This window comes from Streptomyces sp. So13.3, from assembly GCF_005860785.2.
GTDB classification, from domain to species: Bacteria; Actinomycetota; Actinomycetes; order Streptomycetales; family Streptomycetaceae; genus Actinacidiphila; species Actinacidiphila fildesensis.
Genome location: NZ_CP048835.1, coordinates 34,151 through 46,514, shown reverse-complemented (window position 1 = coordinate 46,514; position 12,364 = coordinate 34,151). Strand labels below are relative to the sequence as shown.

The window sequence follows — 12,364 nt, the reverse complement described above, 5'->3', positions numbered from 1 at the left end:
GCCGGCCGGTTCGCGACGTGGCCTGTCAGGCCACGTCTGTGTCCCGCTCGATGGCCTTGAGTCGGTTCTTGAGCCGGTAGCTGGGGCCGTTGATGGAGATCACGTCGCAATGGTGCAGGAGGCGGTCGAGGATGGCGGTGGCCAGGACCTCGTCACCGAACACCTGTCCCCATTCGCTGAAGGTCTTGTTCGAGGTCAGGATGATCGAGCCCTTTTCATACCGCTTGGAGATGACCTGGAAGACCAGGTTGGCTTCTCCGCGTTCGAGGATCTCGTAGCCCACCTCGTCGACTACGAGGACACCCGGCCGTAGGTAGGTGCCGAGCTTGTTGGCCAGGCGGCCGGCGGCTTCGGCGGCTTTGAGGTTGCGGACCATGTCGTCGAGGCTGGTGAAGTAGACCGAGTAGCCGGCCCGGCAAGCCGCGACCGCGAGAGCGACGGCGATGTGTGTTTTACCCACCCCCGGCGGGCCCAGGAGAGCCGCGTTGGCCTTGGCCTCGACGAACGAGAGCGTGGCGAGGTCCTTGACCTTGCGCGGGTCGAGGTCGGGCTGGAACGAGAAGTCGTACTCATCGAGCGTCTTGTGGTGCGGCAGCCGGGAGAGTCGCAGACCCTGCCGGAACCGGCGGTCGTCGCGGACAGCCAGCTCCTCGGAGAGGACCAGGTCGAGGAAGTCGAGATAGCCCATCTTCGCCTCGTCCGCCCGGCGGGTGAACTCGTTGATGGTTTCCGCGAGGTGGGGCAGGCCGAGCTTGCCGGCCGTGGTGCGGATACGGTTGCCGGTCAGCTCGCTCAAGAGGATTCCTTCGTCGCTCGATGGGTGGTGAAGGGACGGGTGCCAGTCAGCTCGTCATAGACCGACAACGGTCGGCGCCCGACCTCGATCCGGGTGGCCGCGGCCCGGTTCAGCAGGGCCTGCAGCGGGCCGGTCTCCTCGCCCCGCGGCCGCTCTTGCCGAGGCTGGATGGGGATGTCGCCGGTGGTGGTCCGACGGTTCTTACCGGTGGGCAGACCGTCCCAGTGCGACTCATCGACGACACGGGCACCGCGGCCGATCGCCCGGGGGTGGGCGGCAAGCAGCGTGCTGCCATGGATGTCAGCAAGGGTGCCATGCAGCATGACCTGGGACTTCGTGGCTCGGACCTCGACCAGCTGACGAGCACGGACTCGCCGGGCCGGCACGGAGTAGAGGTTCCCGTCGAAGGCGACCAGGCAGTCCTTGCCGACGTGCCGCAGCTGCCGCTCGGCCACCAAGTACGGAACCGACGGCAGCGGCTTGAGCGCCGCGTGATCTCTCGCCGCCCGCTCCGCGATGACCTCCCGGTGCGTCTTGTGGATCTGGGCCCGCCGCAGCGGCACCCACGCGGTGAACGCGGCGTCCATCTCCTCGACGGAGGAGAACGACCGGCCGGACAGAACGTGATCGCGGACGATCAGAACTTGCCGCTCGACCCGGCCCTTGCCCTGCGGCCGGTAGGCGGCCAGCACGTCGATGTCGAAGTCGTAGTGGCCGGCGAAGCCGACCGCTTCCGGATGCAGCGGGACCGCCTCACCAGGAGCAACGTGGCGGCGGACGACGGTCTTGGTCCGGTCGTAGACGATCGTCATCGGAGCCCCGCCGAAGTGGGCGAAGGCCCGGCGGTGGCAGTCGAAGAAGGTCTGCAGGTCCTGGCTCGTGGTGAAGCAGCAGAACGGGTCCCGCGAATACGACAACGTCATATGGAAGGAGTAGACCTTCGCGATGCCCATGTGAGCGAGGATCTTGCCCTCATCACCCCAGTCAACCTGGGCCTGGGCCCCCGGAATCACCTCGAACCGGCGGTGCATCCCCGCCAGTTCCTTGGGCGTGATGCCGAGTTCCTCGGCGATTCTGGGCCGGGAGGTCTGGACGTAGAGCTTGACTCGCTGGTAGTTGCCAGTGAAGCCGTACTCCTGGGCCAACCGCTCATGAATGACCGCGGCCTTCATCAGGACCTCGGCCCGAAGCATCGAGTCGATCAATGGCCCGAACTCGTCGATCACCCTCGCCCGCGACCGCCCACTCGGCGACCGCCGCGGAGGCGTCGCCGGACCCGGCGCCGACAGGTACTTACGGACCGTTTTGCGGTCCAGCCCGGTCTCCCTGGCGATCTCCGACAGGCTCATCGCCCCGGACTCCAGCAGGCCCCGAAAGCGCCGGAGCTCCAGCCAACGCTGCGGATCCAAGACCACTGCCAGCCCCCTCCGCCGCCCGAATCGACCAAGCATCAGAGTGCCGAGCAGCATGTCTCACCGCATCAGCAACTGTCCCTTTTCATCCGTACGAGGCTGGGGACGTTCACGTGTACCCCGACAGGCGGTGACGTGCGCATCGGGGAAGCGGTCGAGGAGGGCAAAGGTCCCCGCCCCGGTGCCGCAGCCCAGATCCATGATCTGGCGGGGGTCCGTTCTCAGCGGAAGCCATGCGGTGATGGAGGCGGTGTGCTCGGCGAGGACCTCGGCGTCCAGGTCAAGGATCTCTGCCTGGCCGCCGGTTCCGTGCTGCTGGTGGTGCCCGTGCGGAGCATCGTGGTGGGGGGTGTGCGGGTGTGCTTGGGTCATGCCTTCACCCTAGAAGGGCTATGCGCATGCGGCAAGCACGCTCCCACTCTGCGCAAGATGATGGTCAGGTCTGCTGCCTGGCGCGCAAGATGTCGCCGCTACCGGGGCTGCCGTGCGGACCGCGCCGTCATTCGGGAGTGTCCTGTGCCTCGCGGTCGGGGTCGTCGTTACGGTGACCGCGGCGGGCGTCCCGGTCGAAGATGCCCAGGATCTCGCAGGGCCCACCTTCGGCGCCGATGGCGTGCGGCATCATCGTGGGGAACTCGGCGGCCTGGTTGGTCTCGACGCGGAAGCGGCGGTGGCCGAGCATGAGAATCGCGGTGCCGGACAGGACGACGAGCCATTCGCGCCCCGGGTGGGCGCGCATACGCGCCGGGTTCTCGGGCGGCGGTTCGGTCATGCGCTGGCGCACCACACTCATGCCGGGGTCGCCCTTTACAAGCCAGCGCATCCGGCCGTGGGCTCCGTCGATCGTCGGGCTGGTGACGACATCGTCGGCGGCCGTCTCGACGAGCTGGTCGAGGGTGGTATCCAGGGCGCGGGCGAGGGTGACGAGCTGGTCCAGCGCGAGGCGGCGCTGACCGTTCTCGATGCGGCTGAGCGAGGACTGGCTGAGGTGCGCGCGGGTGGCCAGTTCCTCCAGGGACCAGCCCTGCGCCACCCGCAGAGCGCGGATGCGTTTGCGTACGAGGCTGTCTAGCTCTCCATCTTCTTGCGTCATAGGCAACAGTATATGCCCTTGATGCAAGGCTGGGTTAGCGTCGCGTGCAGAGGGACCGGAACATACGGGACCATGCGCGAAGGAAGGACAGGGCCATGACGGAGACGGCTTCCGTGTACGAGAGCGACACACTGCCTGGTGAGACGGTGGACGCCGTGGTGATCGGCGGCGGGGCCGCAGGGCTGAACGGTGCGCTGATACTTGCCCGCTCCCGCCGCTCCGTCGTCGTGATCGACAGCGGCACCCCGCGCAATGCGCCCGCCGCGGCGATGCACGGCTTCATCGTCCTGGACGGCACGCCGCCCTCCGAGATCCTCAGGCAGGGCCGGGAGCAGGTGCGCCAGTACGGCGGCCGCATCGTCTACGGCGAGGTGGCATCGGCCGAGCCCGCCGCCCCGTCACCCGACGGGGACCTGCGCTTCAGCGTCGTCCTGGCCGACGGCCGCATCCTGACGACCCGCCGGGTGCTGGTGGCCACCGGCCTGCGGGACGTGCTGCCCGATGTGCCCGGTCTGGCCGAGCGCTGGGGCCACAGCGTGGTCCACTGCCCTTACTGCCACGGCTGGGAGGTCCGCGACGAGCCCATCGGCATCCTCGCCACCGGCCCCGCATCCCTCCACCACGCCCTGCTGTTCCGGCAGTTGACCGACGACCTGATCTACTTCACCCACGGCACCGACCTGGATGAGGACGCCCGGGCGCGCTTCGCCGCCCGCGACATCCGCGTCATCGACACGCCCGTGCAGGAAGTCATCAGCCAAGAGGGCGGCATCGCGGGGGTCCGGCTGACCGACGGCGCATTCGTTAAGCGCCGCGTCCTCGCCGTCGCCACCCAGATGCAGGCCCGCACCGAGGGCCTGGACGCGCTGAAGCTGCCGATGGAGGACCTGCCCGACGACATGGGGCGGCGTTTCGCCTCCGCAATGGCGGGCACCACCGCGATTCCGGGCGTGTGGGTGGCCGGCAACGCCACCGATCTGAGCGCCCAGGTCGGCGCCTCCGCCGCAGCCGGGGCGCTGGCCGGCTCCCACATCAACGCCCTGCTGGCCACCGCGGACACCGATGCGGCCCTCGCCGCAGCGCAGGGCAGCACTGTCATCGCCTGACACCTCTACTTTCTCGGCTGAACCCGGCGCGGGAGCGCAGCCCTCGCTGCGCGCGGCGGCCGACCCCACCTGCACGGCGACCGGCACTGCTCCGGCGCTGACTTCGCATGCCCTTTTTGAGAGGAAACGATGACTACGAACCAGCCCGTCCCGGGGGCAGCCGAACACGCAAGAGACGATGGCACGCCGGAGGCGCGTCAGCTGCGCAGGATCCTCATCGCCGTCTCGATCGCGCTGATGGCCGTCATCGCGTCGGTGTCCGGACTGAACGTCGCGCAGACCCACATGGCCGTCGAATTCGGTGCCTCGCAGAGCACGATCCTGTGGATCATCAACATCTACACCCTCGCCCTGGCCGCGCTCCTGCTGCCACTCGGTGCGATCGGTGACCGCTTGGGCCGCAAGCCCATGCTGGTCGCCGGGCTCGGTGTCTTCGGCGCCGCGAACGTCGCAGCCAGCCTGGCCCCGACGGCGGAGATCATGCTCGCCGCGCGCGTGGCCAGCGGCGTCGGCGCAGCCATGATCATGCCGATTACGCTGGCCGTCATCACCTCCACCTTCCCCGAGGAGCAGCGCGGAAAGGCGATCGGCGTGTGGACCGGTGTCGCCGGGGGCGGCGGCATCCTGGGCATGTTCCTCTCCGCCCTCCTGGTCGACGTCGCCGACTGGCGCTGGCTGTTCGCCCTGCCGGTGGTCCTGGTCCTGGTGGCCCTGGCCATGACCCTGAAGTCGGTTCCCAACTCCCGCGAGAAGTCGCCCCATCGCTTCGACACCGTCGGCGCGCTGGCCTCCACCGTTGCCGTGGTCGGCCTCATCTTCGTCCTCCAGGAAGGCCCCGAGCACGGCTGGACCGCCCCCGCCACCTTGATCAGCCTCGCCATCGGCCTCGTCGCCTCCGTCGGCTTCGTGTCCTGGGAACTGCGCCGGCGCGACGCTTCACTGCTGGACGTGCGGCTGTTCCGTGAGCGGGGCCTGGCCAGAGGCTCGATTACGCTGCTGGTCGTCTTCGGCGTGCAGGCGGGTATCGCCGTGGTCCTCTTCCCCTTCTTCCAGGCCGTCCTGGGCTGGTCCGGTCTGTTGTCCACGGTCGCGATGATGCCCATGGCCGTCATGATGATGATGGCCTCCGGCCTGGCGCCCATGCTCGCCGCCCGCATCGGCGCCCGCTCGACCATGGCCGCCAGCATCGCGCTGGCCACCCTCGGCCTGGCGCTCATGGCCCTGTCCGTCTCCGTCGAGGGCGGATACCTGTCCATCCTGCCCGGCCTGCTTGCCATCGGCCTCGGCATGGGCCTCTCCATGACCCCGTCCACCGAGGCCATCACTGCCTCCCTGCCGCGTGGGAAGCAGGGCGTCGCCTCCGCGCTCAACGACGTCACCCGCGAGTTCGGCACCGCACTGGGTGTCGCCCTGCTCGGCGCGCTCGTGTCCGCCGGCTACCGCAACACCATCGACGACCGGCTCCACGGCATCGCCCAGGGGGCCGCGGACACCGCACGTGAAGGCATCGCCAACGCCGCCGAGATCGCACCCAGCACCGGCTCGAACGCACAGAGCCTGCTCCATGCCGCCCAGCATTCCTTCGTCGACGGCTGGCAGCAGGCCATGTGGGCAGGCGTCGCTGTCATGGGTGTGCTCTTCGTCTATGTCGCCCTGCCCGGCCCGAAGAACACCGCCACCGCCGTCAGGGACGAGACAGAAGCCACCGAGACCGGCCCCGCCCGCCAATCACAGAACAGCTAAGCGCACAGCAAGCAGACCGCTCGCGCTTCTGCGGGGTGTCCGGCACCATGCTCGCGGTACCGGACACCCCACGTGTCGATCAGGCCAAAAGGGCCATGGCCTGATCTTGAACAGCTGAAGCTCTGGTCAGGCGGTCAGCGCCTGCTGTCGCCGAGCGCGAGCAGGCTGGTCAGCTCGGCAATCGCGTCGGGAGACGGCTTGAAGTACCGGCGGACGTTCTCGGGCTTCTTGTGCCGGGACTTGGCCATGAGCATCAGCAGCGACGCGCCCTGCTCGCCGAGGTGAGTCAGGGAGGAATGGCGGTACTCGTGCAGGTCCCATCCAGTGCCTGGCCCCCGCAGCGCGGTGTGCTCGTCCAGCAGCGCGCGGGCCTGCCCGTAGGAGAGCCGGGCCAAGCCGGTGTCCGGGCACACGTCGCGTCGGCTCACTACCTTCCCCGGCCCGGGGCGGCGATGGGTGACGAACACCGGCCCGCGGGTGCGGCCCTTCAGTAGCCGCGGCAGCAGGCGGGCGGTGCCCGCGTCCCAGTAGACGGTCTCCAGCACGTAGTCCTCGCGGACCTGCCCCCGGCGGCGCGCCTTGGTCCGGGCGCCCTTGGCCTTGACCTGGCAGCGGCGCCCGGCAAGGTCCAGGTCCTCGATGTTGACGCCGAGGATCTCCTCCGCCCGCCCGGCGGTCTCGTACAGCATCCGCCACAGCGTTTTCTCCCGCAGGTGCACCTCCCGGCGGGCGACGAGGCGGTCGACCGCCATCTTCGAGCGGGCCGAGGTCTCGGAGTCCGGCACCGCCACCCGCTTCGCCCAGGCCGGGACCGCCGGACCCTCGTAGCCGCGCTCACGGCACCAGCCGAGCCAGGACATCACCGCCGCGCGGCGCGAGTTCCAGGTGTTGACCGCTGCGGTGCCCCACAGCAGTTCCAAGACCTCGCCGATCTCTTCGTCCGCCACCGTCGCCAGCGGCCGGCCCTCGCCGAGCCGTTCGGCGCTCTTCCCCACCCCGATCCCGTAGTTGCGGACCGTGTTCGGGTTGCCGAGCGAGTCGAGGAACACGTCAGCCGCCGCCCGGACGGTCAACGCCTTGCCGGTCGGCAGCTGTACGACGACGGGCACCGCTTCCCCCTTGGCACAGATAACAGGGTCGCTTCATGCAGCGGCCGGGACACGCCACCGCAGGTGACAGATCAAGCTACCGCAGATATTGGGGTGTTATCTGTGGGAAGACTTCAGCGGATGCCCGGGGCCGATGCTCCGTCAGCTGCCCACAATGGACAACAAAGGCTTAGCGCACGATCTGACATGGATGTTTCTCAAGCCCCGTGCCCGGCGGTGTCCGCGGCCCATCCTAGGGGCGAAATAGGGAGGCGGAACTCCGGACCGGATCCGATTGGATCGGCGCGCCGTTTCCGCTGGTCGGGGGCGCGTGACGATTGGATCGACCGATGGGGGCGGAATCGACCGATTCCGCCCCTGCCTGCCTGCCACCGCCCGTCGATCCGGCCGCGATGATCGCAGGCGTGGCGGCGTTCATCGCGGGAGCACCCAGCCCGGCGTCCAGGTCCCGGTGGCGTCGTGGCCGGGCTTCGTGGCGGCGAGCTGGGCGCGGAGGGTGGCCAGCGCTGGGTGGGGGTTATCGCGGTGCCAGAGGAGCGAGTGCGGGTAGACAGGTGTCGGGTCGGTCACTGGGATGCGGCGCAGGCCGTGGCCGGCGGGCCAGACGAGGCGGGTGTGCTCGCTCATGAAGGTGGCCAGGGCCGGGGTGTCGGCGACGGTGTCGAGGAGCGCGTCGGAGCCGAAGTTGGGGCCGGTCGCCTCGATGGCGAGGCCGAACGCGGCGACGAGGTCGTCGTAGTAGGCGGCCCACTCGCTGCCGGGGAGGAGCCCGGGCATCCAGATCCGGTGTCCGGCGAGCTGGGCGAGGGTCACCGACCGGGCGGCGGCCAGCGCGTGGGCGGGGCCGGTGAGGAGCTGGAGCGGTTCGTCGAGCACCCGGACGGACTCGATGTCCTCGGGAAGCGGCTGGCCGGGCGCGGTGACGGCGCGGAAGGATGCGTCGATCGCACCGGATCGGATGGAGGTGACGGCCCTGTCGATGTCGAGCAGCATCAGCACGTCGAGGTCGATCTCGGGGTGCGCGCTGTGGAAGCCACGCATCAGGCCCGACGCCGCGCCGCGCGAGTTGATCACGTCGACGCGCAGTGGACGGCGGCCAGCGCGCACGGACGCGACCGCGCGCTCGGCGGCGCGCAACAGGTCGCGGGCGTGGGGCAGGAACGCCTGCCCGTCGATGGTGAGCTCGACGCCGCGCGGCGTGCGGGTGAACAGCCGCACGCCGAGGTCGCGCTCCAGGACGGCGATGCGCTTGGAGACGGCCTGCTGGGTGATCGACAGGTCGGCGGCGGCCTTCTGAAACTGGCCCGCTTCCGCGATGGCGGCGAAGGTGCGTACGGCTTCTAGATCCATGCCGACTCACCTTAGTGAACAACAGATGGTTGTGGAGAGACGGCATGTTAGTTGTTTGACCTGCGGTTGTTCTGCTCGCTTAGCTCTCACTAGTCAATGTCAGTTTGTTCGAGTGAGACGTCGAGGGGCGCGCTAAGCATGATGGGCAGGAGAGCGTTGGGCCAGCAGTTCGGCTGGCTGTGGGCGGCGTACGCGGTGAGCGCGTACGGGTCCGGGCTGGGGTTCGGGGCATTACCACTGGTCGCCGTGCTGGTGTTGCGCGCTGGCCCCGCCGAGGTGTCCGCGCTGTCCGCGGTGGGGCCGGCGGTGGGCGCGCTGATCGCGGTGCCACTCGCGCCGTGGGTGGAGTTCCGGCGCAAGCGCCCGGTCATGATCGCGATGGACCTGACCCGGTTCGCGGCGATGGCGACGATCCCGGTCGCCTATGCCTTCGGCTGGCTCGGTTTCGTCCAGCTGCTCGTGGTCTCGGCTGTGGTCGCCGCGGCAAAGATCGCGTTCAACGCGGCCAGCGGCGCCTACCTCAAGGCCCTCGTCCGGCCGGAGGACCTGCTCGTGGCCAACGCGCGGTTCGAGTCCACGAACTGGAGCTCCATCGCGGTCGGGCCTCCGCTGGGCGGGGCGGCGATCGGCCTGTTGGGGCCGGTCACCACCGTGGTGGCCGACACGCTCAGCTACCTGCTCTCCGCGCTGGGCATCACCGCGATCCGCGGCCGGGAGGAAGCGCCGCAGGCAAGCGACAAGTGCCCGCTCCGGGCGCGCGCACTGCTCGACGGCTGGCGGCACATCATGGGCGAGCCCGGTCTGCGGGCGCTCTACCTCAACAACATGCTCGTCTCCGGCCTGATCATGGCCACCGAGCCGCTGCTCGCCGTGCTCCTCCTGCGCCAGCTCGGCTTCCCGCCCTGGCAGTACGCCCTCGCCTTCGCCGCCCCCTGTTTTGGTGGACTCATCGGCTCCCGGCTGGCTCACCGGGTCGTGGCCCGCTACGGACGGCACCGGGTCTTCCGGACCGTCGGCACCCTGCGCGCCGTCTGGCTGATCGGCCTGGTCTTCGTCCGTCCCGGCGTCGTCGGCCTCGTCACCGTGATGGCCGTCGAGCTGGCGATCATCATCAACATGAGCCTGTACACCCCAGTGCTCGCCACCTACCGGCTCGAACGCACGCCCAAGCACCTCGTCGCCCGCGCCCTGACGGCCTGGTCGATCGGCCAGCAGGCGTCCATCGCGCTCTGCACCGCGCTCGGCGGTCTGCTCGCCGACGTCACCAGCCCACGCACCTCTCTCACGGCCGCGGGACTGCTCATCCTGGCCACCCCGCTCCTGCTTCCCCGGCGTGACCAGGCGCCGCAACACGAGCCGGAACCGTCCCTCGGCCACTCATGACCCACCGCGACAACCCGCCACCGAAGCCCGCAGGCCACAGCCGGTCCGCCAGGCCGCAGCTGGACCGGCCGTGCGCGCGTCCGCGCCGACCGGGCACACCACCAGCAAGGAGGACACCCGCATGAGCACCGCCCCCGCCGCCCCCGCCCTCGACCCCGCGCACACCGCTCTTCTCGTCTTGGACTGCCAGCCCGCGATCCTGGCAGCCCTCCCCGAAGACGGGGACCGCGAGGCCCTGCTCGGCCGTATAGCAGGGGCCATCGCCGACGTCCGGACGATGGGCGCCACCATCGCCTACGTACGCGTCGGCTTCACCGAGGCCGACTGGGACGCGATCCCGGCCGTCAACAAGTCCTTCGGCCCGCTGGCCCAGCACCGTGCCCTGCACCACGAGGATCCCGCCGCTGCCGTCCACGAGCGACTGGCCCCCCAGGACGGCGACATCACCGTGCGCAAGACCCGCTACGGCGGCATGTCCACCACCGACCTCGACCAGCAGCTGCGCGAACGCGGCATCACCACTCTGGTCGTCTCCGGCATCAGCACCAGCGGCGCCGTCCTGTCCACCGTCATCGACGCGGCCGACCGCGACTACCAGCTCTACGTCCTGTCCGACGGCGTCGCCGACCCAGACACCGAAGCCCACCACGCCCTGCTCCGTCACGCCCTCCCCTCACGCGCCCACATCATCGACACCGCCGAACTGCCCGCCCTGCTCCGGGCCAACTGACCCGAACCACGCACCGATCCCACCCACGGCCGCCGCCATCTGGGGTTCGCAGAGGCTTTAAAGGCATATGAGTCAAATGGGCCTGGAGCCCACCTGCCTTAGAAGCTGTTGTCTTTCCGCGAGTGATCGCTGTGTTTCCGCTGGTCAGGCATGACATTGCCATCTTGGCGGCAGGGATGAGGTGTCGTGTCGTCTCTTCGGTGGAGGTGCTGGGGTGCCGTCGGTGATGGGTTTGTTGGAAGAGCGTGAGCGTGCCGCCCGGCAGCGGGTGGAGGTCTTGCAGGCTGAGTTGGGTGAGGCAGAGGCTGTGTGGGAGCGGTTCGTGATCGCTCGGGAGACAGTCGGCCAGATCCTCGCGGAACCTCGCGGAAGCGCGGAGGATTCGTCACTCGCTGGGGCCGGCGAGCGGCCGGTGCAGGTCGCGGCGGCGGGGCCCGGTTCGGTGGTGCCGGTGCGGCGGGACGGGCTTGAGGCTGATGCTCTGGCCCCGGGCTACCGGCGGATCATGGAAATCCTGCAGGAGCGGGGCAGGTCCGGCGGCGGGGCGATGGACTGCCGGCAGCTGGCGGTAGCACTTGGCCTGGAGCCGGTTCCCGCGAAGGTCGAGGGGGTGCGGTCGAAGACGAAGCGCCTGGCGGTGCGGGGCTGGTTGGCCGAAGCGAGCCCGGGAATGTTCAGCGTCGTGGGCGGGCGAGGCGGCGGCTCATGACCATGCTCATCGACCACCAGATCATCGCTTGCGAGCTGTCGGTGCGGGTTTCGTAGTCGCGGGCCAGTCGGCGTGAGCGCATCAGCCACGCGAACGTGCGCTCCACCAGCCACCTCTTGGGCAGCACGACGAACCCTGACAAGTCGTCGCTGCGTTTGACCACCGTCAACGCGATCCGCAGGGTGCTGCGGGTGAAGTCGACCAGTGGCCCGGTATAGCCGCCGTCCGCCCATACCCGGGCCAGGGCCAGTGCCTTTGGTGCAGGCGGGTCAGCACCGTGCGTGCGGCGTCCCGGTCGGTGACCGATGCCGCGGTGACACTCACTGCCAGCAGCAGCCCGAGGGTGTCCACCACGATGTGGCGCTTGCGGCCGTTGACCTTCTTGCCGCCGTCGAAGCCCCGGCTCGCGGCCGGCACCGAAGCGGCTCCTTTCACCGACTGGGCGTCGATGATGCCCGCAGTCGGTTCCGTATCCCGGCCGGCGGCCTCGCGGACCCGGTCGCGCAGCCGGTCGTGGAACTCCGCGATCCAGCCTTGGTCACGCCAGCGCCGCCAAAAGGCATAGACGCGGTCCCAGGCAGGAAAGTCGGCAGGCATCGCCCGCCACGTGATGCCGCCGGCGACCAGGTAGCGCACCGCGTCCACCATCTGCCGGTGACAGTAGGCCTCCGGGCGCCCGCCCCGGCCCTCCAACCACCCCGGCACCGGCAGCAGATCACGAACCTGCACCCACTCCGCGTCTGTCATATCCGAGGGATACCTCGACCGCCTGTGCGGATGATCCGCCGCATTCCCGAACCGGTGCGCGAGACAATCACACCCACGCGCAACGAAGTTGGAGCCAGCCGCGGCCAGGGCATAGAACTGGGACAACAGGGCCTCCCGGCGCGCTCAACGGTCTCGACAACCACGAGCTGCACCGGAGGCCCTGCC

General features: G+C 69.5%; 12 protein-coding genes and 1 pseudogene. 5 read left to right on the top strand and 8 right to left on the bottom strand.

Features of this window, described 5'->3' with window-relative positions; genetic code table 11:
• Nucleotides 1–25: 25 nt before the first annotated feature.
• From istB to C8250_RS00225, 4 genes and pseudogenes are all read right to left on the bottom strand, one after another.
• The gene (gene istB / locus C8250_RS00240; protein WP_138359593.1) at nt 26–796 is read right to left on the bottom strand and encodes an IS21-like element helper ATPase IstB; all 771 of its coding nucleotides are present in this window, start codon (nt 794–796) and stop codon (nt 26–28) included.
• Nucleotides 793–2,247: an IS21 family transposase gene (gene istA / locus C8250_RS00235; protein ID WP_164299683.1), complete on the bottom strand. Its 1,455-nt coding sequence runs from the start codon at nt 2,245–2,247 to the stop codon at nt 793–795. Before istA ends, istB begins: the two co-directional genes overlap by 4 nt.
• Before the next feature lie 87 nt (nt 2,248–2,334).
• Nucleotides 2,335–2,580 (bottom strand): annotated as a pseudogene (locus tag C8250_RS00230) (SAM-dependent methyltransferase); the annotation flags it as partial.
• A gap of 127 nt (nt 2,581–2,707) precedes the next feature.
• Nucleotides 2,708–3,301 carry an XRE family transcriptional regulator gene (locus tag C8250_RS00225; protein WP_164297689.1) on the bottom strand — a complete coding sequence of 198 codons (594 nt, stop codon included), beginning with the start codon at nt 3,299–3,301 and terminating at the stop codon, nt 2,708–2,710.
• 95 nt (nt 3,302–3,396) lie between these two features.
• Here C8250_RS00225 and C8250_RS00220 point away from each other — a divergent pair, with 95 nt between their 5' ends.
• Nucleotides 3,397–4,407: an NAD(P)/FAD-dependent oxidoreductase gene (locus tag C8250_RS00220; protein ID WP_138359355.1), complete on the top strand. Its 1,011-nt coding sequence runs from the start codon at nt 3,397–3,399 to the stop codon at nt 4,405–4,407.
• 129 nt (nt 4,408–4,536) lie between these two features.
• A complete protein-coding gene (locus C8250_RS00215; RefSeq protein WP_138359357.1) occupies nt 4,537–6,150 on the top strand; it encodes an MFS transporter in 1,614 nt (537 codons plus the stop codon).
• 134 nt (nt 6,151–6,284) lie between these two features.
• Here the strand turns inward: C8250_RS00215 and C8250_RS00210 are convergent, their stop codons facing one another.
• Entirely contained in the window at nt 6,285–7,259 is a 975-nt protein-coding gene (locus tag C8250_RS00210) for a site-specific integrase (protein ID WP_138359359.1), read from the bottom strand.
• Nucleotides 7,260–7,673: 414 nt separating this feature from the next.
• Nucleotides 7,674–8,609 carry a LysR family transcriptional regulator gene (locus C8250_RS00205; protein ID WP_138359361.1) on the bottom strand — a complete coding sequence of 312 codons (936 nt, stop codon included), beginning with the start codon at nt 8,607–8,609 and terminating at the stop codon, nt 7,674–7,676.
• A gap of 138 nt (nt 8,610–8,747) precedes the next feature.
• Between C8250_RS00205 and C8250_RS00200 the strand changes: the two genes are divergently transcribed.
• The 3 genes from C8250_RS00200 (at nt 8,748) to C8250_RS00190 (ending at nt 11,431) form a co-directional block, all read left to right on the top strand.
• Complete coding sequence (locus C8250_RS00200; protein WP_187144657.1) at nt 8,748–9,992, top strand: MFS transporter; 1,245 nt, start codon at nt 8,748–8,750, stop codon at nt 9,990–9,992.
• Between the two features lie 121 nt (nt 9,993–10,113).
• On the top strand, nt 10,114–10,722 hold the full coding sequence (locus C8250_RS00195) for a cysteine hydrolase (protein ID WP_138359363.1): 609 nt from the start codon (nt 10,114–10,116) through the stop codon (nt 10,720–10,722).
• A 214-nt stretch (nt 10,723–10,936) separates the two neighbouring features.
• Entirely contained in the window at nt 10,937–11,431 is a 495-nt protein-coding gene (locus C8250_RS00190) for a hypothetical protein (protein ID WP_138359645.1), read from the top strand.
• Here the strand turns inward: C8250_RS00190 and C8250_RS44370 are convergent.
• The gene (locus C8250_RS44370) at nt 11,397–11,636 is read right to left on the bottom strand and encodes a transposase (RefSeq protein WP_269290385.1); all 240 of its coding nucleotides are present in this window, start codon (nt 11,634–11,636) and stop codon (nt 11,397–11,399) included. The genes C8250_RS00190 and C8250_RS44370 overlap by 35 nt on opposite strands.
• Nucleotides 11,597–12,178 (bottom strand): IS5 family transposase, encoded by a 582-nt coding sequence (locus C8250_RS00185; protein ID WP_269290382.1) that lies wholly within the window; start codon nt 12,176–12,178, stop codon nt 11,597–11,599. The genes C8250_RS44370 and C8250_RS00185 overlap by 40 nt, the downstream gene beginning before the upstream one ends.
• Nucleotides 12,179–12,364 lie beyond the last annotated feature (186 nt).

What these genes read in the sequence shown, in the direction of transcription:
- istA (WP_164299683.1), bottom strand. Translation starts at nt 2,247, where the DNA reads ATGCTTGGTCGATTCGGGCGGCGGAGGGGGCTGGCAGTGGTCTTGGAT.
- C8250_RS00225 (WP_164297689.1), bottom strand. Translation starts at nt 3,301, where the DNA reads ATGACGCAAGAAGATGGAGAGCTAGACAGCCTCGTACGCAAACGCATC.
- C8250_RS00220 (WP_138359355.1), top strand. Translation starts at nt 3,397, where the DNA reads ATGACGGAGACGGCTTCCGTGTACGAGAGCGACACACTGCCTGGTGAG.
- C8250_RS00215 (WP_138359357.1), top strand. Translation starts at nt 4,537, where the DNA reads ATGACTACGAACCAGCCCGTCCCGGGGGCAGCCGAACACGCAAGAGAC.
- C8250_RS00205 (WP_138359361.1), bottom strand. Translation starts at nt 8,609, where the DNA reads ATGGATCTAGAAGCCGTACGCACCTTCGCCGCCATCGCGGAAGCGGGC.
- C8250_RS00200 (WP_187144657.1), top strand. Translation starts at nt 8,748, where the DNA reads ATGATGGGCAGGAGAGCGTTGGGCCAGCAGTTCGGCTGGCTGTGGGCG.
- C8250_RS00195 (WP_138359363.1), top strand. Translation starts at nt 10,114, where the DNA reads ATGAGCACCGCCCCCGCCGCCCCCGCCCTCGACCCCGCGCACACCGCT.
- C8250_RS00185 (WP_269290382.1), bottom strand. Translation starts at nt 12,178, where the DNA reads ATGACAGACGCGGAGTGGGTGCAGGTTCGTGATCTGCTGCCGGTGCCG.